At 41.6% G+C, this 25,194-nt stretch carries 16 protein-coding genes and 1 tRNA gene; 10 read left to right on the forward strand and 7 right to left on the reverse strand.

Annotated features, from left to right (window positions below):
• Positions 1-7: 7 nt before the first annotated feature.
• The 3 genes from C3B55_RS01805 to lolB all read right to left on the reverse strand — a co-directional run bounded on the left by C3B55_RS01805 (position 8) and on the right by lolB (position 1,590).
• Positions 8-82, reverse strand: a tRNA-Gln gene (locus C3B55_RS01805).
• Between the two features lie 36 nt (positions 83-118).
• Positions 119-970: a 4-(cytidine 5'-diphospho)-2-C-methyl-D-erythritol kinase gene (gene ispE, locus C3B55_RS01810; RefSeq protein WP_129210947.1), complete on the reverse strand. Its 852-nt coding sequence runs from the start codon at positions 968-970 to the stop codon at positions 119-121.
• Between the two features lie 5 nt (positions 971-975).
• Entirely contained in the window at positions 976-1,590 is a 615-nt protein-coding gene (gene lolB, locus C3B55_RS01815; RefSeq protein WP_129210949.1) for a lipoprotein insertase outer membrane protein LolB, read from the reverse strand.
• Positions 1,591-3,554: 1,964 nt separating this feature from the next.
• Between lolB and hemA the strand changes: the two genes are divergently transcribed.
• The 4 genes from hemA to murI all read left to right on the forward strand — a co-directional run bounded on the left by hemA (position 3,555) and on the right by murI (position 8,271).
• Positions 3,555-4,844, forward strand: coding sequence for a glutamyl-tRNA reductase (hemA, locus tag C3B55_RS01820; protein WP_129210951.1), 1,290 nt, complete (start codon positions 3,555-3,557; stop codon positions 4,842-4,844).
• On the forward strand, positions 4,841-5,923 hold the full coding sequence (gene prfA / locus C3B55_RS01825) for a peptide chain release factor 1 (RefSeq protein WP_129210953.1): 1,083 nt from the start codon (positions 4,841-4,843) through the stop codon (positions 5,921-5,923). Before hemA ends, prfA begins: the two co-directional genes overlap by 4 nt.
• Positions 5,924-6,754 (forward strand): peptide chain release factor N(5)-glutamine methyltransferase, encoded by an 831-nt coding sequence (prmC, locus tag C3B55_RS01830; protein WP_129210955.1) that lies wholly within the window; start codon positions 5,924-5,926, stop codon positions 6,752-6,754.
• A gap of 719 nt (positions 6,755-7,473) precedes the next feature.
• Positions 7,474-8,271, forward strand: coding sequence for a glutamate racemase (gene murI, locus C3B55_RS01835; protein WP_129210957.1), 798 nt, complete (start codon positions 7,474-7,476; stop codon positions 8,269-8,271).
• A gap of 1,997 nt (positions 8,272-10,268) precedes the next feature.
• Here the strand turns inward: murI and phrB are convergent.
• Positions 10,269-11,702: a deoxyribodipyrimidine photo-lyase gene (gene phrB, locus C3B55_RS01840; protein WP_129210959.1), complete on the reverse strand. Its 1,434-nt coding sequence runs from the start codon at positions 11,700-11,702 to the stop codon at positions 10,269-10,271.
• 1,337 nt (positions 11,703-13,039) lie between these two features.
• Between phrB and hemH the strand changes: the two genes are divergently transcribed.
• A complete protein-coding gene (gene hemH, locus C3B55_RS01845; RefSeq protein ID WP_129210961.1) occupies positions 13,040-14,068 on the forward strand; it encodes a ferrochelatase in 1,029 nt (342 codons plus the stop codon).
• 272 nt (positions 14,069-14,340) lie between these two features.
• Here hemH and C3B55_RS04565 read toward each other — a convergent pair whose 3' ends face one another.
• Positions 14,341-14,511, reverse strand: coding sequence for a hypothetical protein (locus tag C3B55_RS04565; protein ID WP_157978050.1), 171 nt, complete (start codon positions 14,509-14,511; stop codon positions 14,341-14,343).
• Positions 14,512-16,839: 2,328 nt separating this feature from the next.
• Between C3B55_RS04565 and cysD the strand changes: the two genes are divergently transcribed.
• Both cysD and cysN read left to right on the forward strand, forming a co-directional pair.
• The gene (gene cysD, locus C3B55_RS01850) at positions 16,840-17,757 is read left to right on the forward strand and encodes a sulfate adenylyltransferase subunit CysD (RefSeq protein WP_129210963.1); all 918 of its coding nucleotides are present in this window, start codon (positions 16,840-16,842) and stop codon (positions 17,755-17,757) included.
• A 14-nt stretch (positions 17,758-17,771) separates the two neighbouring features.
• Positions 17,772-19,670, forward strand: a complete 1,899-nt coding sequence (gene cysN, locus C3B55_RS01855; protein WP_129210965.1) for a sulfate adenylyltransferase subunit CysN — start codon at positions 17,772-17,774, stop codon at positions 19,668-19,670.
• 136 nt (positions 19,671-19,806) lie between these two features.
• Here the strand turns inward: cysN and C3B55_RS01860 are convergent, their stop codons facing one another.
• Positions 19,807-20,706, reverse strand: coding sequence for an acyltransferase (locus tag C3B55_RS01860; RefSeq protein ID WP_129210968.1), 900 nt, complete (start codon positions 20,704-20,706; stop codon positions 19,807-19,809).
• A 1,005-nt stretch (positions 20,707-21,711) separates the two neighbouring features.
• Here C3B55_RS01860 and C3B55_RS04570 point away from each other — a divergent pair.
• Entirely contained in the window at positions 21,712-21,879 is a 168-nt protein-coding gene (locus tag C3B55_RS04570; protein ID WP_157978051.1) for a hypothetical protein, read from the forward strand.
• Positions 21,880-22,051: 172 nt separating this feature from the next.
• Here the strand turns inward: C3B55_RS04570 and rpsT are convergent, their stop codons facing one another.
• Entirely contained in the window at positions 22,052-22,339 is a 288-nt protein-coding gene (rpsT, locus tag C3B55_RS01865; protein ID WP_129210970.1) for a 30S ribosomal protein S20, read from the reverse strand.
• 253 nt (positions 22,340-22,592) lie between these two features.
• On the opposite strand from rpsT, the gene murJ reads away from it, so the two are divergent.
• Entirely contained in the window at positions 22,593-24,158 is a 1,566-nt protein-coding gene (gene murJ / locus C3B55_RS01870; RefSeq protein ID WP_129210972.1) for a murein biosynthesis integral membrane protein MurJ, read from the forward strand.
• A gap of 102 nt (positions 24,159-24,260) precedes the next feature.
• Entirely contained in the window at positions 24,261-25,187 is a 927-nt protein-coding gene (gene ribF, locus C3B55_RS01875) for a bifunctional riboflavin kinase/FAD synthetase (RefSeq protein WP_457912688.1), read from the forward strand.
• The last annotated feature ends 7 nt before the right edge of the window (positions 25,188-25,194 follow it).

Here is a 25,194-nt window from a genome sequence, read left to right on the forward strand (position 1 = left end):
TTAAAAATGGCAGGGGCGGCTGGATTCGAACCAACGTATGGCAGGATCAAAACCTGCTGCCTTACCGCTTGGCTACGCCCCTGTATCTGTTTACAATGAGTACTCATTACTCAGTTTTTTAGAGTAAATGTTGCAGCGTACGATGCAACAAAGAAACATTGCTTCCCTTTGCTACAAACCCTGCAAAAGTTTTTATAATACAATTCAGGACTTTATCAGCTTCAGCTTTACTGTGGAAGCCACCAACTACACAACTTCCAGTTCCGGTTAATTTTGCTTCAGTAAATTTACCTAATAAATTCAGAGCGTCGTGTACTTCTGGATATCGCCTTGCTACAACTGGTAGGCAATCATTTCTATTATTTACCTTTATAAGGTGGTGCAATTTAATGGGAGGAGAGTTGCGTGTCAACAGTGGATCTGAAAAAACTTCCACTGTACTTACAGATACTTGCGGAATCAGCACGACATACCATAACTCTTCTGGGTATTCCGGGGTGAGTTTCTCGCCCACGCCATCACCAAAAGCAGCATGCCCGCGCACAAAAACTGGCACGTCTGCACCTAGCGTCAGACCTAAAGTAGCCAAACAATCATAGTTCCAATCTAATTTCCACAAGTAATTGAGACCTAACAGTGTTGTAGCGGCATTTGAGCTGCCACCACCCATACCACCACCTATGGGCAAAATCTTATCGACCCAGATGTCTATTCCGAGTAAACAACCGGATTGCTCCTGAATTTTTTTTGCGGCCCTAACGATCAGGTTGCTATTGTGTGTCACACTTTTGAATTTAGTGTGTAGTCGAATAATGCCATCTTTGCGCACAGCGAAGGTAAGTTCATCGCCGTAATCGAGAAATTGAAACAGAGTCTGTAATTCGTGGTAGCCGTCTTCACGACGGCCAAGAATGTGTAGCATCAAATTAATTTTGGCTGGGGACGGTAGCGTTATCCTTGCAGCTGGCATGTTTATTATTTAACCTTATGCGGTTGCCATTCCTTAATCACTAGTTTGACGTTAAGATCTGTACTATGTAGTTGAATACGTTCTGGCAGTAAATATCCATTCTGTTTTACGTAGCTCCGGTATTCAATCTGCCAGCCATCCTGCTCAATCATGGCAGGTCGGCTGTCGCCGTTGAGGTGTATACGGCTATTGCTGTCTGGCGCGGGCAGGCCTCGTATCCACCAGACTAGATTTGAAACTGGCAGCTTCCAGCCTGTTTGCTGTTCTAGTAGTGTCTCTAGAGAGACTGTTGCTAGGTAACCATTATTGGTTATTGCTAAGCTTTCATGCCCATTACGACCAGTTAGGTGACTAGTGCCTAAACTTAGTGGTCCGGACAGACGGATATCGTAGTAATCCTGGCGTTGCAGCCAGGATAAGGTGCCGCTGCCAGATGCTTTCGGTGTGTGCACTCCAATTTTCCCGTCGATTTGCCAGTAGTTGATATTACTTAGCTGATCTTTGTGCTGCTTCCATTGTGTTTGGTTATCTGCGCCTGTGCCATACTTAAGTGCGTTATGGCTAGCGCAACCAACCAGCAAGGTAATCAAACTAAAAGCAATAATTTGTCGCAATAACATAAGTTTAAAGGGTGCGAGGTTAATTCTGTCAGGCGTTTCATGGTATTATACATGATGTAGCTTTCTGGTTGTTTCTTAAAAAATTTTTCCTAGGTTTAATCTGTTCCATGCTGCGCGCCATTAAACTAACCTAGAGTATCTCTCACCGGTAAGCGTCCACTTCTTGGTTGTATAAACGCTCTTAGTGCCTCACGCAATAAGTATTTGGTCTTGTCCAGGTTACCCCAAGTAGCAATTTACCCAACTGAGATTATCAATCTCAGTTGGGTTTTCTAATGGCGTGTACTATGCTTTCTAGATTAGCACCGTAAGCTTCGGTGTAACGCGTCGTGCGCTTAAACAAGGTTGTAAGCCACGAGTATGTAGTGCAATGGCGTTATCGGGTAATACTTAATGGCTAACTGTCAATCCTTTCTATTTTAGGCTGAATAGTTATGGTTACCTATCTGTATGGTGTGGATGATATATAATATATTTAGATTGCTAGAGTATTGCAATAACGCTTGTTATAGCAATCTCCAAGCGTGTTCGCTATGGTGATTGGTCGAGATGGCTTCAGCCTGATTTCAGTATAGTTGGATCATATACGGTTCTGCATTTTGCGCTGCAGCTAAACGTTTTTCCGCTTTATCGATGCAATTTTGCTTATCAGTTATCAGTTTAACCACAATTAGGCCATCAGGTAGTCATTATTAAGCAAACCCAGGTTAGAGCAAACCTAAGTGTATTTTAGGGAGCGTCGCCTGCGGATTTTTATATTTTTCAGCGATTCTGCCTAAATTTAAGTTTGCTGAATCAACATAACTTGCCTGTACGATTTAGGGCTTTTATTTAGCCATCAACCTCGTTTCAATCTTTAATTTCTGTGTACGCTAATGTCAATTAGCAGCTCAGTTTTTCGTTGTCAAGTAGCATGGCTATATTAGCTAGCGAACTGCATTTTCGCATTTTGTATACGGTCTTGCATTATAGCAAGACCGTACAGGTTAGGCGTAGATATTTGTCGTTTGGTATTTTTTTTGATGCTTTCTTCTGTTAATGCAAATGCTGCCTTTTCTTTGATTGATATTTTGTAACACGCCGACGCCTAAATAAAATTTGAGACGATTTTGCCGTCTTTCGGTAGATTTTGCTCTAGCAACTCCAGTGCTGCTCCTTACGCTTTGTTATCTGTTGCAATAGTAATTAGCTTTACTAAAAAAAGCAGTTTGCTATTATTGGGATATGTTTATAGTAAGCGCTGCAAGATTTTCATAAGACAATTGTGTGCGTCCTGATCAGTGTCAACAGCTGATAGAGTAAAGACACCGAAATTTATATTGCTTTTGCCTTATAGCCCACCTTCTTTTTCTATGTAGACCATAAGTTGGTGGGCTTTATAACAGTAACTGGTTACTTGCTAGCTGCACGATGTCTAAGTGTTGTGCCTCCAGCTTATCTAGCGCTTTTTGCCCAGCTAAGCGATATATCTAGTGTGTCTAGGTCAGTATTTAGGTATTCGATTATGTGGAAAGTGCGTTCTAAAATGCTATGGTGATGAGTACTAGTGACTGTGGGTTACGTAGTTAACCGGAGAAATATCATAACGATTATTGCTGGTTGGCGAATTCTATTGTAAAAAGACTGCAGATTGTGTTTTTTAGTGAACGAGAAGTAAACCATAAAATTTATGGGCGGTATTGTTGTCTGCGGCTGGTAGCATATTTTCAAATGGCATGGTAACTAAGACCTGGTAGCGACTAAAAAGATATAAGTAAAAATTAATGCAAAAGATTTATTTGTATATGAAAAGGATAGCTAACCCACTAATACACAATTATTACATAAGCATTTCCATAAGCATAGCCAATCTTTAGATGGTATCCTGGATAAACACAAGGTATTAAAGCAATAACTACGGTAGTTGTTCTGAATCATTTGAAGTAGGACAATTATTGGCTTATATACATCATCAGCGATATTGCATGGCTTTCCTCGCACTTGGTATTAATCACAAGACTGCTTCTCTAGACGTACGCGAGCGTGTGGCGTTTATGCCAGAGCAGTTGGTTGGAGCCTTACAGCAGCTCTGCCGGCTTACTGATAGCCGTGAAGCTGCAATTCTTTCAACTTGCAATCGCAGCGAGCTTTATATAGAACAGAAACAGCTCTCAGCTGATGTTATACTGCGTTGGTTGGCTGATTACCACCATTTGAGCCTTGAGGCTTTGCATGCTAGCGCTTACGTGCACGAAAATGATGCGGCAGTTCGTCATATGATGCGCGTGGCTTCTGGTCTGGATTCGCTAGTGTTAGGTGAGCCACAGATTTTAGGGCAGATGAAATCTGCCTATGCTGTAGCTTGTAAAGCTGGTACCATAGGACCTTTGCTTGGTCGGCTATTTCAAGCCACGTTCAATTCAGCAAAGCAAGTACGTACCGATACTGCTATTGGTAAAAATCCAGTTTCCGTGGCGTTCGCCGCTGTTAGCCTAGCTAAACAGATTTTTAGCAACTTGCAATGCAGTCAGGCGCTTTTGATTGGTGCAGGTGAAACTATTACCTTGGTAGCGCGTTATCTGCACAATCTAGGTATGAAACGTATCGTGGTTGCCAACCGCACCATGGAACATGCGAACATTTTGGCTGAGCAGTTCGGTGCGCATGTAGTATTGCTGTCAGATATTCCGGCCGAACTGGTGCATAGCGATATTGTTATCGCTTCTACTGCCAGCCAATTGCCAATTTTGGGTAAGGGTGCAGTTGAGAGTGCGTTGCAACTTCGTAAGCATAAGCCAATCTTTATGGTAGATATTGCTGTTCCGCGAGATATTAAACCAGAAGTCGGTGAACTGGATGACGTTTACCTTTACAGCATCGATGATTTATATGCAGTGGTTGCTGAAAACCTTAAAGATCGTTATGGCGCCGCCCAGGCCGCAGAGGAAATGGTAAGCACTGGCGCCGCAGACTTTATGGTACGTCTGCGTGAACTAGCTGCCATCGATGTGCTCAAGGAGTACCGCCAGCATGGCGAGCGCCTGCGTGATAAAGAATTAACAAAGGCCCGGCGCTTGCTAGCTAATGGTGGTAGCGCTGAAGAGGTATTAATGCAACTAGCGCGTAGCTTGACTAATAAATTGCTTCATGCGCCCAGTGTTCAGTTAAAAAAGCTTACCGCTAAAGGTCGCCTTGATGCATTGGCTATGGCCCAGGAACTCTTTGCCCTCGGTGATAGTGTGTCAGATAGCTCTTCGGATAAAAAATCTCAATGAAAGCATCGCTGCTCAATAAACTTGAAGTACTCCAAGATCGTTTTGAAGAACTGACTGCTTTACTAAGCGACAGTGCAGTAATTTCCGATCAAACTAAGTTCCGTGCCTACTCCAAGAAATATACCGAAGTTAAGCCAATTGTAGAGACCTACAAAAGCTTAATGAAAGTACTGACCAGGCTGGATGGAGCTCAGGAACTTCTTAAGGACTGCGATCCTGACATACGTGAAATGGCTATGGAAGAAGTTCGTGAAACTAAAGAAAAACTGACTACGCTGGAAGGTTATCTAAAGCTTATGCTGTTGCCTAAAGATCCAGATGATTGGCGTAACGTTTTTCTTGAAATACGTGCCGGTACTGGTGGTGATGAAGCTGCGCTTTTTTCTGGCGATTTGTTTCGCATGTATTCACGTTATGCTGAGCGATGTGGATGGAGTATTAAGATATTATCCGAGAATGAAGGTGAGCAAGGCGGCTATAAAGAAGTGATCGCTCGAGTTGAAGGTGACAACGTCTACAGCAAGCTGAAATTTGAGTCCGGTGTGCACCGTGTGCAGCGGGTTCCGGCGACAGAGTCACAGGGTCGTATTCATACCTCTACGTGTACTGTAGCCGTATTGCCTGAACTGGACGAACAGGAAGCTATCAAGATTAATCAGGCTGACTTGCGTATCGATACTTACCGCTCTTCTGGCGCAGGTGGTCAGCACGTGAACATGACTGACTCGGCGATTCGTATTACGCATTTACCGTCCGGTATTGTGGTCGGGTGCCAAGAAGAGCGTTCCCAGCATAAAAACCGAGTTAGGGCCATGTCCTGGCTATTAGCCAAGCTAAACGACCAGCAGGTCAGCGCAGCCACTAATGCGATAGCTAGTGAGCGTAAACTACTAGTAGGCTCTGGTGATCGCTCTGAGCGTATCCGTACTTATCATTTTGCCCGTGGCCGGGTTACCGATCATCGTATTAATCTAACCATTTATGCTCTTGACGAGATTCTTGCCGGTGGTGTTGACGCAGTGATCGAGCCATTGCTTGCTGAATACCAGGCCAATCAATTGGTAGCTCAAGGTGAATAAATGACTATTATTGCTAGTCTCTTGCGTGCAGCTAACACGCTTCATTCACCCACTGCGCGTCTAGATGTGGAGTTGTTGCTTTCTGCTATCTTAGGTAAATCGCGTAGTTACCTGCATACTTGGCCAGAAAAAATTGTCTGTGGCGAAGACGTGGAGACATTTACGAATAACTTGCAACGTCGTCGCACCGGCGAGCCGGTAGCTTACATTCTCGGTCAACAATTTTTTTGGAAGCTTGACTTGGAAGTTACACCGCACACGCTTATCCCTCGTCCAGAAACTGAGCTCTTAGTAGACGCTGCCCTGGAATTGCCGCTATTAGATCCAGTTAAATTGCTTGACTTGGGTACTGGCAGTGGCGCTATCGCTTTAGCTCTAGCTAGCGAACGACAGGCTTGGCATGTTACCGCCGTTGATCGAGTGCTGGAAGCAGTAGCCCTTGCTGAACGCAATCGTCAACGTCTGCATTTAAAGAACGCTACGGTGCTTAACAGCTATTGGTTTAGCGCCCTACAAGGCCACACTTTTGATCTGATTGTCAGTAATCCGCCTTACATTGCCGGTAATGATCCACACTTATTATCTGGTGATGTGCGTTTTGAGCCAGCTAGTGCTTTGGTAGCTGGCCATGATGGTTTAGAAGACCTACGAGTGATCATCACCAAGTCTGTAGTATACTTAAATGTTGATGGTTGGCTGCTGCTTGAACATGGTTACAACCAGGCTGTAATTGTTCGTGATTTATTACTTAGTGAAGGTTTTGAAGATGTACATAGTCGTATGGATCTTGGCGGTCACGAGCGTATTACATTAGGCCGTAGGCCGTATTGACTGATCATGAGCTATCGTGCTAATTGATTTGTTTGTGTGGTTGATCGTAAAAAATATTTAGGTGCGTATAAAAAATATATACGCACCAATCGTTGGCATCTGCTAGCCAGTACGCCAAGAGTATGTTGTATTTTGTAGCTACTGACGTAAGTCAGTAGCGCTGATGGACTTTAATACAGTAAGACTGTTAGTTACTCCTGCTAACTTGCAGTGCAAAATAATCGATTATATCGACAGCATCGTAGCACACGAAAGCTGATTTGGTAGTGTACTGCTCTGATACCTATGAATCCGTACATCATATGGGTAAATGTATCGGTTATGTTTGATTAATAACAGCAGTAGTGATACGTTTTACTTGCTCTTGTGGACATATAGGTCATCTGCTCAACTTAACTATCAAGCTATATTTATAAGCGATGCAGCAATTCGCTCATAATAGCAATTGTCGGTGCGTAACTATCGCTACGCCGATGATCATATGCTATTATTATGATTTAGTATGGGGTATGGCAGCAATACCGAATTTATCTGTAGCTAAGTTAGCACTGCTCTAGCCTTATAGTTGTTATCTAGTAAGCGATACAACCCATAAAGCTTATGGTAGGCTGTAGTGAAGTACTATTAAGCTAACTTGTCATTGAGCTACGCCTTGAATACTCATTCCAGCAAATTATATGTCAATAGTAACCCCTGTTTCAGGGTATGCGGGTTTTCATATGTTTAAGAACTTGCCAATTGGGGTATTTGATTCTGGTATTGGCGGTTTGTCAGTGCTCTATGAAATCCAGCAATTACTACCTCATGAGTCACTGCTGTATTTAGCTGACTGCAGATATATCCCTTATGGCGAGAAATCATCGGCGTTTATACTGAAGCGCAGCCGTTTAGCTGCTGAGTTTTTTCGTAAACAAAATGCTAAGGTTTTTGTAATTGCTTGCAATACGGCGACTATCGCTGCTGTTAGTGATTTGCGTCAGGACTATCCAAAGTGGCCCTTGGTAGGTATGGAGCCAGCTATTAAACCTGCTGCTGCCGCTACCCGTAGTTGCGTAGTTGGTATACTTGCCACTACCAGCACACTGCAAAGTGCTAAGTTCACCACATTGCTTAATCGCTTTGCTACAGATATGCGGGTCATTACCCAACCGTGTCCAGGTCTGGTAGAGTTAATTGAAACCGGTGATCTAAACAGTGCCACCCTGCTCCAGATGTTACATGGTTATCTTAGGCCGCTGCTTAGCGAGGGCTGTGACACTATTATTCTGGGTTGTACTCATTACTTTTTCCTTAAGCCACTTCTGGCCCAAATACTGCCACGAGATATCATAATAATAGATACCGGCCCCGCAGTTGCGCTTCAACTTAAGCATTTACTAAATGAACATGACTTGCTGTTGGCGTCTGGCAATCCTAAGTCTGTACAGTTTTGGACCAGTGGCAATGTTGATCATCTAAGAAACATATTACCGATCTTGTGGAAGTCTCCTGGTGTTTTGAATAGTTTTAACTTATAAAAAATATTGAATATCCCTGATAGAAGCAAAACTTCTAGTAATGTGTCCGTTGCTCTTGTACACTATCTTATACAGGGTCACAAAACTTCGTTTTTAAAATTTTATTTCTTGTAAACCTATTGTTTTATATTGCCGTATATGTAACTACGGTGTTAACAAGCCTGGCTTAGTTCAAGCGTAAGTCCTTAATTCACTTTTAAAAGAATAATTAATTTTATGATGATCTACTAGCCGTAGCAGCCATCGTTATCGTAAGTGTTGATATATAAATTTGTTGTAGTATTTGTTAAACCATATATCAAGGTTTATATCTGGGTAGTAGTGTTCTTGTACTATGCAGTGTTAGTTGCTGTATATAAGATTACAGTTAGCTAGCCATAGGTATCAAAATAGTATAGGAATTTTATTAAGATTCACAGTCAGGTCTCGACTATGAGTTTAGTGTGTAATCAAATTCAGTCATAAACTTTATGCTTCATTTGACTCACCAACTTTTTTTGGTGTTATACGATTTTGTTAAAATGCACGCTATAGTTCTTGAATTCACGCTGATAGTTTGATTGGCGACAACAAAATAGCGTCAGACAGATTTTAGTCTGTCTAGTATTAATAGACCCTCCATAGAGCAATTCGGCTTTATTCGCTTAGATTAAAGTTATAGCAGGCCAATACTGGTTAGTGATTTAGATGGCTATACAGAGCGCTTGTTTATGTGATCTAAATGATTGAGCTTACATGTAATGTGTAAATTGCGCCGTCGTCATGAAATCAGCTAAGTTTAATGAGTAGGCAGCTACAATAAAATGTATTGCGGCGTCATATGGCTTTTTCCTGTTATTTTGTGTAGCTACTATCAGGTTTGACTGTAGATTGGCGTTAGATGTAATGTGTCAAGATCTTCAGCAGGCTGATCATTAGTGTCTGGTTGAGGCTAGCGTAAAAAAGATAGTAAAGTTGTTGATGCAATGCAAAATATTGCTGTTATATGATAGCATTGGCCAAGGTCTGAACAATGTCAAACTAGTTAATTTTAACTAGTTTGGGTTATTTGGCAAAACTAGCAGTTTGCATTTATTGATGTCATCAATTTCAATTGACTGAACCTATCTTAGCTGTTTGAGCAACACTTATATATAGTGGCATTAAACATGGTTAGTAAGATGATTCCAGAAGATCTTATCTAGGTTTAGGAAGATTATGCATCGCGGTTTTGATGGCGAATTAGCCAGAAGCTATGAGGCAGTTATTAAATTTGGTCAATGGTGTACTTATAAAGTATGACATGATCGTCGTGATGTAAATATTTTAGGTAAAAGACTTAAGACGCATAGCAATTTAAATTGCTAACATAGTTTAGCCAAGGTCACACTATATGTTTTCACGCATAAAATTAATAGGTAGGTAACGGTACTGGTAATGCCTATCGCTAGCATTAGTAGCTAGTTTATAAAAAGTATTAACGCAGCATCTATGTAATAGATGTTCGCAATTGTGTTTGTGTGTATTACATGCTTAACAATGGATAGTTTAAATTAACTAGCATTGATATATTTAAGTAAGTGTTTTGTTGAAAGTTACTGTATTTAGTGATATTTTATTTGTAAGTAATATATTCGCCTATGTTCTAGCTGATTGTTTGTATGGCTAGCTATTAAATCATTTCTGACTATGCTAGCGTAGGTTAGTCAATAATCAAAACAAAGCCCTTATTCCTTCTCATTCCTTGCGGTTTCTCATTGGCTTAAACGACAAAACTAATTTTTTCGCAAAGATCGACCCTTAATCATTTAGTTAAAACCACCGAAGTCAGTATGTGGCTGGTTAATATTTTGATATATAGTGTGGTGCAATAGTGGTGTATTATGGGTAAACCATGAACTTCATGCAGTAAATTAATAAAGGTGTTACCTTAACTACGCAAGCTTTCTAGTAGGTGTAAGTTATGTTTATTTAGCGTAATAAGGCTTGAGTGAACTAGCGCAGGAAGTCACTAAAGTTTAGCGGCCTCCTTGGTATGAAGGCAGGTTATGAAAAGCAGCAATTGCGCGTTTGCGAGATTGTTTTAAATCAATAATTGAGCGTGGATAATTCACTACGCCGAATAGCTTGGTAGCTTCTTCTGGGTTGTGCACTTCCTTTTTGTTAAGTGTAGTTAGCTCTGGTAGCCAGTGCTTAATAAACATCCCTTCGCTATCAAACTTTTTTGACTGTTTTAACGGGTTAAAAATTCGGAAATATGGTACAGCATCAGTACCGGTAGAGGCACTCCATTGCCAGCCGCCGTTATTGGCAGCTAGATCGCCGTCAATCAAGTGGCGCATAAAAAAGCGCTCACCTTCACGCCAGTCAATCAAGAGGTTTTTAGTTAGGAACATTGCTACTATCATTCGTAGCCTGTTATGCATCCAGCCGATCTCAAGTAACTGACGCATGGCTGCATCGATGATTGGTAAGCCTGTGCGAGCTTCTTGCCAGGCAGCTAGATCATTTGGCGCCTGACGCCATACTACGGCTTCAGTTTCACGGCGAAAAGCAAGGTGGCGCGACACTCTTGGGTAGCCGACTAAAATGTGTTTGTAGAATTCACGCCATAGCAGCTCATTAATCCAGGTGATGGCGCCAATATTATTATTTTCGAGTTCACCATCGTTGGTTTGTAGTGCGGCGTGCAGGCATTGGCGTGGTGAAATCATGCCTGCCGCCAGGTAAGCAGAAAGCTGGCTAGTACCTGTTTTAGCTGGAAAATTGCGCTCATCTTTGTAACGCTTAATTTGTTGGTCAACAAAAGCGTTGAGACGTTCGTGCGCTTCTTTTTCACCTGCAGGCCAAATGGCCTGTAAGGTTTTGCTAGGTGGTATGAATCCTACGACTTGTTCAGGTATTGGATCGCTTTTTAGCTTGATTACAGTCTGAGCTTTTGGAGTTGCCACTAGGTGCGGTAGAGTGTTACTTAAGAGGTTATAGCAAGCTTTACGGAACTGGCTAAATACCTGAAAGTAGGTACCGGTTTTAGTTAGCACGGTGCCTGGTTGGAAAAATATTTGGTCTAGATAGCTATGTAACGTTACGCCATTTGCTTTTAGTGTTTTGGCTACGGCAGCATCACGCTGGTTCTCATGAATACCATATTCTTCATTGATGTGTACCGACTCTATTGATAATTCATGGCATAGTTTGCTGAGCACGGTTGGCGCTTGATGCCAGGTCGTCGCGGTACGGATCAGCAAAGGAATGTTAAGTTCGCCAAGTGTTTGGCGCAGGTGCTTAAGGTTGCGTAGCCAGAAGTCAACTTTGCATGGCGCATCATTGTGGATTAACCATTGCTGTGGTGTGATCAGATACAGGGCTGCAACTTTACCGCTCTGGCAGGCGGCCGCTAGCGCAGTATTGTCGTGTAGCCGCAAGTCAGTACGTAACCATATTAAATGCATTTAAAAAATTCTCGTTTATATTACTGATGTAGTGGGTCGACAACTAGTCTTTAGCTTTAAACAGTGTAAAGTTGTCACAGGTGAATATGACTGGTTCTGGCTAGCAGATACATACCGTTAATTTAGCAGTCAAGTTTAAACAGCTGACGCTGAATACAGGTTTCACGTGTTCCGACAAGTGAACGGCTTTGCTCAAACATCATAGTATGGCGTGCAGTTGCAGATTCTTTAATACGATTCATTGTCAGCTTTGCCTATTAATAATCCATTATTAACTTCCGGCTGATAGTATGCGCTTTCTGTTCAACTGAGCATCTTTGGCGCGGTCCAAATAAATATCAATCACCATATACGTACAGACCTAAATCAACGTCAGTTAATACGCTAAATACACGTTATTCAGAAAGTTGTGTACAGAGTTATCGATAAAATAGGCTGAAGGATAGTTCTAGCATCACGCTATAAAGCAGTTTAGTAAAGCGCCATATAGGTTCTTGTAAGGCTAGCCCTAGTGTATCTTGCTGTAGGCGATAAGCATGCAGCGTCCTAGTATTTAGAATGATGTATGTTGCCCATAATGTATAAGCCAATCGATCAAGTCATCTTGTGCAAAGTAGTCTTGCATACATTTAGTAACTGAATTTTATTAGCAAATAGTTACGTAATGCGTTGTTTTCCACACTTATGCGCGGCATGCAAACATAGCGAATTTATTTTTCTATAAAGAGTATCAGGTAGTTGTATTGGAAATGTTGCATTTGTAGTTTTTGCTATTTTGCTTTTATCCAGGAGCCGTACAATATGTTATCATACCTCGTAACTTATCGTAGATCTCGGATCTACGATAAGTTACGAGGTATGATATACCAATATTAGTAATTGCTACATTATGAATTTATGTATTCATTTCTTTATATCTGTGCGACGCATTAATTAAAAGGCTTAATGTAGAATTTCAATCCACTGCACGGTCAATAAGGATATAAATTCATATATTTTATAGCTAGATTAGCGATAGGTGGCAAACGTTACATTAGAAAATCTAACATATATTATGCTGACTAATGGTACTGGTTTAATCGGTAGTTAACTTTTATAGCACTAGTTTGCCTAAAGATATCCCTAAAAGCATAGAGTCGTAAGTTAGTAACTGTCGTCTAATAATAGTATTGCAGTATTAAGGTTTATTTTGGTTAGGTTGCTCCTGGCAGGGTTGTTCTGGTTATTATCTAAGCATGGAATGGTTAGCTTGCCGTTGATGTGACTATTTTACTTAAATAAGTTCTATGTAACCCTGAAAAGCCTTTTTGATCGCATATCTAGAGATATAATCTTGCATGATTAATCAATCGTTGTTATTAGTTAACCTTGGTTCACCAGCATCTGCTTCAGTTACTGATGTGCGCAGTTACCTTAATCAATTCTTAATGGATCCTTATGTAATAGATTTACCGTGGCCGTTACGGCGCTTGCTGGTTTCTTTAATCATCATTAAGCGCCAGCACCAGTCGGCGCATGCTTACGCGTCGATTTGGTGGGATGAAGGGTCGCCGCTGGTAGTCCTGGGCCACCGCTTGCAACAACAAATGACTAAGCAGTGGACTCATGGCCCAGTAGAGTTAGCGATGCGTTATGGCAAGCCTTCCATTGAAGCGGCCTTGATGCGTCTTGTGGCTCAAGGTATGCAAAAAGTTACTCTAGTGCCATTATATCCGCAATTTGCTAATAGCACTGTGACTACGGTGATTGAAAAAGCCAGGCGTGTGGTCAGAGATAAGAAGCTGAATGTACAATTTTCTATTGTACATTCATTTTACGATCAACCAGAATACCTTGATGTTTTGGTTGCCAGTGTCAAGCCGTATATGAAGCAAGATTTTGATCACTTGTTGTTGAGTTTTCATGGGTTACCAAAGCATCACCTAAGAAAATTCTACGCAAATAGCGGGCATTGCTTTAAGAATGTTGACTGCTGTAAAAGCGCTTCGCTTAAAGTGCTCACTACTTGTTATCGCGCTCAATGCTTCAGTGTGGCGCGTAATCTTGCCTCGCGTATAGGGTTATCGGAGGGAACGTGGTCGGTGGCATTCCAATCACGCATAGGACGTGCCAAATGGATCGAGCCAAACACTAAAGATAGCCTTGAGGCTTTAGCCTGCCAAGGCGTAAAAAAATTGCTGGTGATGTGCCCAGCATTTGTTGCTGATTGCATTGAGACTCTAGAAGAGATTGGCAATCGTGGCTTAGAGCAGTTTCGCGAGGCAGGTGGTGAAGAGTTAATATTAGTGCCGTGCCTCAATGATAACATTCAGTGGGCAGTAGCGCTTAATACGTTATGTGAAAGAGCCACAACTATATCACAATAAAGCTAAATGAAGATTACGTGGAGGTTGGCCGGCTTGTTTGCGATATGCTTATCTTGGTTGTGGATGATTTTTTAGTGCTGACTTATGATGTAAGTTCAATAACAAATGTCAATGAAGTAAATAGTCTGTGTATCGCTATATCTGGCATTATGCTTGAGTGACGCTGAAGCTGTATAGCGATCACATCAGCTCTTTTATTACGTATAAGGCAGTACTAGCACCTAGTTCCGCCTTGATTCATCTACTTTTTTTCATCTTCTACGCAGTTATATTTATTTAGCCATGGCTATGGTGGTTAATACGGCTAGTGATTTGAGTGGCTTCATACGTGTATGGTCTGGGTGGGCGCTCTCGATAGCGACCGAAATTATCTTGCCGCTAGTATTATATACTTTTAAAATGCCGTCAATTTTATTGACAGCCATGGATTTTAAGGATTGCATGGTTACATCTTATGACAGACTGACGATAAAGTTGCGTTAGCTCATCACGTATTATTAGTATTTGCTGTAGGAACACTCGTAGTACTTTTGTCTGACCATCACTATAGCAATCGCCTACGTAGGTATGAATGTCGCCTTGAGGTTTTAGATGCACAATACGCCATCTTGCAATTTAAGCGCACTCAACAAGTTGTCGCTCAGCTGATCTATGTTAAGCATCTATATTTAGGTATAAGCAGTTATATCACCTTTAGTAAGTTCGGTGCAGGCGAAATCGAGTAACAAGCTTATAGGCACAGCCAATTATAGTGGTAAATTGTTCAAGACAACATGACAGAGTATTCAGGTAGCAGTACTAGAGTAGTATATTATTGATACTGATACAAAATCTTTTAAAGATATTAGCTTAAAGGAAGCTAATGCGCAGACTTTAACAAAGTTATTCTGCTTTTGCATCAGCACAGGTGGCACACACTGATCTATTTCTGCCAGAAACTAAATTTCTTTGCCGTTAAACACAACCTGGATTGTTAACTTTGCCAATTGGCTTGATCTGCGTCACATGGTTTATTGAATTTCAGCTATCATCAGCTAGCTAGCTATCGATACTTAAAATCATATAGCCAGATTACAGAGTGTCTTTTCATGCTTAGTCTTTGCTGAGGATCCAGGTAAACATGATATCTAAGCGCCTAGTTAAGCTTGCACATTCAATCAGCTTCTTAGTCAACTACTACACGTTAACACCTAATTGATCGCTAATAACTTAGCCGCGCTTAATGATCGATTTTATAACTTCTATCGCTAGTTTTTACCGGAGAAGTGGTCATAAAGTAGATGCCTGGGGAACTTCCAGACTTTGAGAAAATTGCTATGTTAATGCTAGTTAGGTTGCTAAGTAGCAACAATACATCACTTGAGTTATTTAGGTTTTGATGGCTATCATGTCCAAAAAAATTTTTTAGTTATTGAGCCGTAACTAGTTACTGTAAATATAGCTAATGGTTGCCTATAGTTACCTTGGTATACCATCAATATAGTTGCTGATAAGCAAGCATAACAGCCACTTACGTGTGTCAATTTTGGGGCGACCAAATGTGATGGATGGCAAGCGTTTTAAATTGATCTTTAGTGCCGCAAGGTCGATTTCTAGTTAGCTACAAAATTTTACTTACAAAAATTTTGTAGCCATCTAGCAGCCATGCCATTATATAACTATGATTAGCAGTAAGACCAGGTGTATCTCATACGATGCTGTGTAAGGTCCATTGTTATCGAAATTGCATTGCAATTGATGGTATTTAAATAAAAACTGTGCTCTTTGTTGATTACCATAGCAGTGTATAGATTGACTGTAGAGTCAGTATAAGCCATACTTGACTAACACTATATAGCTGGTTAGTGCTGCCTACTGCAGCTTTATATCTATACAAGGTATGTTCAATTAGTGAAATTGACGATAAATGATCAGCATTGCTATCGACATGTCAGCTAATCATAGCTATCTACAAAGTGGTTCTTGAGATATTGACAGACGACAAGATCAAGAGCCTTTGATTTATAGTGTAGCGTATTACATGCTTCTTATATTGTTCCAAAACTGGAGGTAATATTTAAGAGTTTATAGCTAAGCTACACTTAGCAGTTTGGCCTAAAGTACATTGCTTGCCTTTCAGCAACGCAAAAAAATGCTGACTATTATTTTGGTAACTGTCATGTCGAGCGCTTTATCAGGTTGCGCATGATTAAGTAACGTCACAGCAGGCTTAGCCTGCTGTGACGGATACAGTCGTTAAAGCTCAGGTTAATTTGGTATGAGTGCATCAATATAATTTCTAGAAGGACATAAATTTATGTATCTTCAGCATATAATAGCACTGTCTGACAGTGCTACTGAATAATACGACATAAACCTGTTAATTTACTATCTGCCACGAGATTTGCATGCAGATGCCAGTGATAACGTGTACATTGTCTGCTAATTATGCGTAATTATTGATGATAAGCTGAATCCGAGCAACCACTAAAAGCATTAAGCTAGTCAACTCTCTAGTTTGGTCTTTATTACTACGCGATTTAGTTCGTCATGGCTAAATGTTACGCTGTTTAGGTTCTAAGCAATTATTTAGCGTAGCGTTTTGTCTGAAAGTATTTTTAAGTGATTTTTCCAAACTAGATCTAACTAACATCTAGATCAAATCTAGCAATATATTCATATACTGTTTCGATTTATATAGTTCTCTGAGATATGAAGAAGGCGTTGTGCTAATATACCTAGCGCTAACATGGCCATTTGGCCGCAATAAGATAGTTTTTTCGTGAGCAGCCATGGTTGACAAAATGACACATCTGAAACAGCTGGAGGCAGAAAGCATCCATATTATTCGTGAAGTCGTTGCCGAGTTTGACAACCCGGTTATGCTCTATTCGATTGGTAAAGATTCTGCGGTAATGTTGCATCTAGCGCGTAAATCGTTCTACCCAGGTAAGTTGCCGTTCCCAGTGATGCACGTTGACACCTGTTGGAAGTTTCAAGATATGTATAAGTTCCGCGATAAAATGGTCAAAGAGTTAGACCTTAACTTGATCACTTACGTCAACTGTGAGGGTGTAGCGCAGGGAATTAGCCCGTTTACCCATGGCAGCGGTAAGCATACCGACATTATGAAGACTCAGAGTCTCAAGCAGGCTATGAACAAACATGGTTTCGACGCAGCGTTTGGTGGTGCCCGTCGAGATGAAGAAAAATCTCGTGCCAAAGAGCGCGTGTACTCGTTCCGAGACAAAAAGCATCGCTGGGATCCAAAAAATCAGCGGCCTGAGCTTTGGAATATCTATAACGGTAATATTAACAATGGTGAGTCGATTCGTGTATTTCCACTATCTAATTGGACCGAACTAGATATTTGGCAGTATATCTATCTAGATAATATCCCGATCGTTCCGTTATACTTTGCTGCTGAACGCGATGTAATAGAAAAAAACGGCATGTTGATTATGATCGACGATGACCGTATTCTCAAGTACTTGTCTAACAACGACAAAGCCAGAATCGTAAAAAAGAAAGTACGTTTCCGTACTCTTGGATGCTACCCATTGACTGGCGCGGTGGAGTCTGAAGCTGAAACACTGACTGACATAATTCATGAAATGCTCCTGACGCGTACTTCCGAGCGCCAGGGTCGGGCCATCGATCACGATGGTGCAGGTTCAATGGAAAATAAAAAACGTCAGGGTTATTTCTAAAGGACTTATTACCAATGTCGCATCAATCTGATTTGATACGCAAAGACATTCTCGCATATCTTGACCAGCATGAGCTTAAGGAAATATTACGCTTTATAACTTGCGGCAACGTTGATGACGGTAAGAGTACTATGATTGGACGTCTGCTTCACGATTCTAAAATGATCTATGAAGATCATCTAGAAAGCCTAAATCGTGATTCAAAAAAATCTGGTACTACCGATGGTGATATTGATTTGGCCTTGCTTGTTGATGGCCTGCAAGCTGAGCGTGAGCAGGGTATCACTATTGATGTTGCCTATCGTTACTTCTCTACTGCTAAGCGTAAATTTATCATCGCCGATACCCCTGGCCATGAGCAGTATACCCGCAATATGGCTACTGGTGCGTCTACGTGCGAATTAGCGATCATCCTAATCGACGCCCGCTATGGCGTACAGACTCAGACCCGTCGCCACAGTTATATTGCTTCGTTACTAGGCATTAAGCACATCGTTGTTGCTATCAATAAGATGGATATTAATTGCTTTGACCAACGCGTATTCGAAGCAATTAAGATGGATTACCTAAAATTTATTGAAGGTATTGCCTCTAAACCGAGAACTATGGCGTTTGTACCAATGTCAGCACTAAATGGCGATAATGTGGTAAACAAGAGTGAACTTTCGCCTTGGTATACCGGCCAGTCGCTAATGGAGATTCTTGAAAACGTCGAAATCGCTTATGACTGCAATTATACTGACCTGCGCTTCCCAGTACAGTACGTTAACCGTCCGAACTTAAACTTTCGTGGTTTTACCGGTACTGTAGCTAGCGGCATTGTGCATAAAGACGATGAGGTTGTGGTGTTACCATCTGGTAAGAGTAGTCGCGTTAAGTCTATTATCACTTTTGATGGTGAGTTGGAGCGTGCCGGTCCAGGCCAGGCCATAACTATAATTATGAAGGACGAGATAGACATCTCCCGTGGTGATCTATTGATACATGTTGAGAATGCACCGCAAGTAACCGACACTTTTGATGCCATGTTAGTGTGGATGGCAGAAGAACCGATGCTACCTGGCAAGAAGTATGACATCAAGCGTGCTACCAGTTATGTACCGGGTTCCGTTACTAGCATCTTACACCGTGTAGATGTGAACACTTTAGCTGAAGTCCCGGCAAATTCGCTACAGCTAAACGAAATTGGCCGAATCAAGGTGAGCCTTGATACTGAAATCGCGTTGGACAGCTACGACATTAATCGCACTACTGGTGCATTTATCTTCATCGATAGGTTAACTAATGGCACTGTTGCGGCTGGTATGATTATTGCGCAGCCGATCAGTCATAGCTGTTTTATGCAACATGGTAACATCGTCAATGTCTCTACTAAAGAGAGAGCCGTACGCTTTGGCCAGCAACCAGTAACTGTGCTGTTTAGCGGTTTACCTGGTGTAGGCAAGAGTGCCTTAGCTTATGCAGTAGAGCGCAAACTGTTCGATATGGGGCGTGCAGTGTTTGTACTGGACAGTCAAAACTTGCGTTTTGATCCTAACAACAGTCTATTTCAGGATTTTGTTAGGTGTACTGAAAACTGGTGTCGTGCTGCTTATGTAGCGTTTCAGTTAAACGAAGCAGGCTTATTGACTCTAGCAGCGTTTATTGCTCCGGATGCTGAGTGCCGTGAGCAAGCCAGGTTGCTGATCGGTGCGGATCGCCTCATCACTGTTTATGTACAGGCATCACTGTCAGCGTGCACTGAGCATAAATTAAAAGGCCTCTACATTGCTCATGAGCACAACATTCCTTACGGATCATTCTTGTACAATGTACCGTTGAACGCCGATCTAGTGATCGATACTCAGACCTTATCATTGGAGGATAGTGTTAAACAGGTCTTTGAGCTGTTGCGTAGGCATGGCTCAATCTAAATGGTTATAGGTCTAATAAGCTAATTACCTATTACTTGACGGCAAGTTTATTGCATTTTAGTAATAAATACTATTCAACTTTAGTGAAATCGCAAAGTAAACTAATTTCTATACTTGAGCTACCATGGCAGTATTATCAGCGACTACCGAAAAAATCTTTGTGTTGCCTCTCTAGCAGTGCATCCTTTTGTTTCCACAACTCGTTGATCCAGCTATGAAGTGCTAACCGATACTCTCTATCTCGTGTATAATTTTTTCCAATAAATTCTGTAAGAATCTGCACTTCTTCAAAGTGCACCACAACATCTTTAACTTTCCCACAGAGCAAATCCCAATACCCTGGGCACCCTGCAGGGTAGTGAATAGTTACATTGACCAGTGATTTTAGCTGCCCACCCATAGCATCTAGCACAAACGCAATACCTCCAGCTTTAGGCTTCAGTAAATAGCGAAATGGCGATTTTTGTTGTGTATGTTTGCTAAATGTAAACCGTGTGCCTTCAGAAAAATTGAAGATGCCTACCGGTTTATCACGAAACTTTACGCAATTTTTATGGGTAGTTTTTAGGTCTTTACCTTGTTTCTCTGGATGCTTTTCTAGATAGGCTTTACTGTATCGTTTCATAAAAGGAAAATCCAGCGCCCACCATGCCAATCCAATTATTGGCACCCATATAAGTTCTTGCTTTAAAAAAAACTTTAACGGGCGAATTCGCCGATTGAGCACGTATTGTAACACCATGATATCGACCGAGCTCTGGTGGTTACTAGTTACTAGATAGGAGTGCTGATAGTTTAGGCCTTCAAGGCCGCTCAGGTGCCAACGTGTACGCTGTACCAGGTTCATCCATCCCTTGTTATTAGTAATCCAGGCTTCATGGGTGCAGTTAATCAGCCATTCGCTAAAGTGCTTCGCAAATGGTAGCGCCTTAAATAGCGCTATGATAAATAAAAATGAGCATAGTAAAATTGTGTTAAGCGCTAACAATAGTAAAGCAATTATCCCGCGTACGGTGGTAGGTAGAAAATCTAACATTTAAATATTCGTATATTAGTTAATGGTTTGAAGTGCTTTCATGGTGGTGGTGTATTTATGTCATCCGCCTAAGAGGAACGCGGTAAAATTATTTGCCGACCTGTGCAAGCTTACACAACATTTATCTTAAGATTCACGTAATCTATACTGTATTGTATAGCTTTTTTAGTGGTGCGTAGGCGTTTAAGGCGTTGACACATAAATGCATTATCTGACTGGTCGTCATCAAGCTTGTTAGACGCCAACTGTCAGGGGTTATCCTTCTTAAGGATAGAAGTCACATTGCAGCTATTTATTGAATAGCAGAGAGCTTTGTTGTTCAATATGCAAACCGCTTAGCTTCATGGACTATCTGCACTTCTTTACTGCTGATCAGGTGAATAATAAAATTATCTGATGTGATCTATCCATACCAGTCTGGCGATATTGTAAAGTGGTTGGTTAAATTAGCTATTATCAGTGCAATTTAGGCTCAATGAGTCGCGCTTTAGTGTTGACTCATGATATAGCACGTTTATATAACAGAACCTGCTTGGGGGTAGCACGCATAATACTGATGACATAAACATGTAGTTTACTTTCTCTTATCGGTACATGAAGGTTCTTGCTAGTGTGTGGTTTCAGCATGTATTTGACATAATGCTGACAGATTAGATTATAGTCTATAATCTTCTGGGTTTTTTTAGCAGTTCTATGCCTTAAGCGTTATTGCTGGTTTCACGTCTACAGGTTTTGGTTATTAAACGCAGTTGGTAATTGCTCTTTACACCTGATATATGTATAAAAAATACGTTTCTTGATAGCCTTAGCACCTGTTTAGTTAATTAGTAGCAGAGCTACTATAAACATATCTCACGTAACATACTACATTATTGGTATACACAGCGTGTATCAAGGTAGCCAATAAAACATTCGGTGATAATTTCCGCCAGCTCGCAAATCTTCAATAGTGGTCTCTTTAAATTCAAACTGTTGAGTTTGATTCTTCTTAACTGTAAGAAGTTAATGCCACCAACAGCGTTTGCTGCTCAGCCTAGAAGGCTGACATTACAGAAATCTATGATGCATGAACCATCTTGGTACCCAAACCAAGATGGTCAGATTATTGATCTCATTCAGGCTGATGGTGAAGATGATTTCTTCGAGCAGTTTGTTTGGCTTACCAACCTCTAAGTATATATAGAACTAATGTTAGGCTGGGCCACTCAGCGGTTATTGAGGCTGTGCTATATATGGCGCATTTCACCGACTCATTAGAACGCTTGTCAGTGTTATTAAGTTTTTAGTTGATAAGTAAGTTCAAAGCAGCTGACTGTAAGTCATGCTAACTCATTAGAGTGAGCATTCATTGTTGTTGCGTAACAGCAAAAACACTCAAAGCCTTAATATGACTATTCAAGCGGCTTTTATGGCGAGCAGCTTTGTTCTTGTGTATAATGCCTTTATCCGCCATACGATCGATAATTGGCACAGCTATAATGTAAGCTGCTTGAGCTGTTTTAGCGTTTTTGGTATCGATAGCTTTAGCTACACTCTTTATATAGGTACGAACCATAGAACGCAGGCTGGCATTGTGGTTACGACGTTTTTCAATTTGTTTTGTACGTTTTTTTGCGGAAGGTGTGTTAGCCACCGTATAAATCCTTTAGATACTTTTTAAAAAACAAAATATACTTAAACATATACCAAAAACTTGCTTGCTTGTCAAAGGTAACTGAGGTTAACTCTGGAATAGTTTTTTAAATAGGATGATGATTTATTTCCAGCGCTTGACTTGAAAACCAGTAAGTTTTAGCTCTGTGCTTTCTTAGAAGTACAGTATCTATAATCTATAAATGTACACTCTATATTGTGTTCTCTTTATTTGTAAAGCGCAAACCCATTCAATGAATCTGTTTAAATCGTTATTTGCTGTTAGTTCTATCACGATGATTTCTCGGATTTTAGGATTCTTGCGTGATACCCTACTAGCACGCATTTTTGGCGTCAGCATGGCTACAGATGCGTTTTTTATTGCCTTTAAGTTATCTAACCTACTGCGGCGGATATTTGCTGAGGGCGCATTTTCACAGGCTTTTGTGCCAATCTTGGTTGAATATAAAACTCAGCATAGTGAAGAGGCCACACGTTCTTTTATTGCTTATGTTTCCGGCGCGCTAACCATAGTGTTGATGATAGTGACTATTGCCGGCATATTTACTACGCCATGGGTAATCTGGGCTACAGCTCCAGGTTTTACTAGTACTGCGGAAAAGTCTGCACTAACCAAAGACCTTCTGCGATTGATTTTTCCTTATATATTATTGATTTCGCTGTCTTCCCTAGCAGGAGCAATTCTCAATACCTGGAACCGTTTCTCGGTACCGGCTTTTGTACCGACGCTACTAAACGTCAGCATGATTATTTTCGCACTGTTTTTTACGCCATACTTTGATCCACCAATTATGGCTATGGGCTGGGCTGTATTGGCAGGCGGTCTAGTGCAGTTACTTTATCAGTTGCCGCATTTAAAAAAAATCAGCATGCTAGCATTACCGCGCCTAAACTTCCAGGATACCGGTGTTTGGCGCGTAATGCGTAGTATGTTGCCAGCGATCCTTGGTGTGTCAGTTAGCCAGATTTCACTGATCATCAATACTGCGTTTGCTTCGCTATTAGTCTCTGGCTCAGTATCATGGATGTATTACGCTGATCGTCTGATGGAATTACCGTCCGGTGTGCTAGGTGTAGCGTTAAGTACAATTTTGCTGCCAACCTTATCGCGCACCTGTGGTAGCAAGGACTACCAAGAGTATTCACGCATTCTCGATTGGAGCTTACGTTTGTGCTTTATGCTAGTGTTGCCATGTTCTCTGGCTTTAGCTATCTTAGCCAAGCCGATTACAGTGTCGTTATTTCAATATGGCCAGTTTAGCGCTTTTGATGCGTCAATGACTCAACGTGCGCTAGTTGCTTACTCTGTTGGCTTGCCTGGTATTATCGTGATTAAGGTATTGGCGACTGGATTCTATGCTCAGCAAAATATCCGCACGCCAGTTAAAATTGCAATTTTTACCCTAATCGTCACGCAACTTCTTAATCTGGTATTTTTAGGGCCGTTCGCTCACGCTGGTCTAGCGCTGGCGATTAGCGCTAGTGCTTGTATTAATGCTGGGTTGTTATTTTATCAACTGCGTAAGAAGCAGATGTATCAGCCACGACCTGGCTGGGGCATGTTTGCTTTCAAACTGCTTATGGCGGCAGGAGTGATGTCGGTCGTTTTGTTCGGTTTGATGCACTTTATGTCAGCTTGGGATAAAGGTCATATGCTAGAGCGCTGTATGCGCCTTGGCGCTTTAGTCGTAACCGGTGCAGTGGTGTATTTTGGGGTACTATTGTTGCAAGGCTTTTATTTACGCGATTTCTATCGTAATTCATTTGGCCAACAGTCTTGTCATGAAGAAGCAAGATAATTGTCTTGTTAATTATGCTAATTGGTCCAGGCTAAGACTATTGCCTTTTGTCAGTGGTTAAGTCTAATTATACTCAGTCATTTTATGAGCAAGAAGCGTTTTATGCAACTGGTTCGAGGTCTCCATAACCTGCGTCCTGAGCATCGTGGCTGTGTAGCTACTATTGGTAACTTTGATGGTGTTCACCGTGGTCACCAGGCCCTTCTGGGCCGACTCCGTAAACGTGCTGTAGAGTTAGGCGTGCCTAGCTGTGTTGTGATTTTTGAGCCACAGCCACAGGAATTTTTTATTCCTTCAATGGCACCAGCGCGTTTAGCCTGCTTGCGGGACAAGCAGCAGCTGCTGACCGAAGAAGGAGTAAGTCACGTGCTTTGCCTGGCCTTCAACCAGCTTTTGCAAAGCTTCAGTGCAGTCGAATTTATCGATCGTATTTTAGTGCATGGTTTAGGCGTAAAGCATCTAGAGGTCGGCGATGACTTTCGTTTCGGGTATGACCGCGATGGGGACTTTAATTTCCTACAGAATGCTGGTATGAGTCAAGGTTTTACCGTTGAAGCTGCGCAAACAGTGAAACTGGATGGTGTACGCATTAGCAGCACTCAGGTGCGTAACGCCCTAGGTGCTGCCGATTTTGCTATGGCTAAGCGTTTGCTTGGTCGTCAGTTCAGCATTGCTGGAAGGGTGCTACGCGGCCAGAAGTTGGCGCGCCAACTTGGCGCGCCAACCGCTAACGTACAACTCAAGCGTCGTCGTGTGCCTCTGGCTGGGGTTTACCTAGTCAGCGTCGATATTGATGGCCAATCGTGGCCGGGAGTTGCCAATATAGGTGTCAGGCCAACAGTTATCAGTGATGGCGCAGCCCATCTAGAGGTCCATCTTTTGGATTTTGTCGGTGATCTGTATGATCGACATTTAACAGTAGTTTTTCACCATAAACTGCGTGAAGAGCAGTGTTTTGCCTCTCTTGAGGCATTAAAAATAATGATAAATGCGGATGTCGCTACCGCTCGTATACTAAGCTGCATCTAGTGCCCAT

Origin of the sequence: Candidatus Pseudomonas adelgestsugas, assembly GCF_004124255.1 — a bacterium.
In the GTDB taxonomy this organism is placed as follows: Bacteria; Pseudomonadota; Gammaproteobacteria; order Pseudomonadales; family Pseudomonadaceae; genus Aquipseudomonas; species Aquipseudomonas adelgestsugas.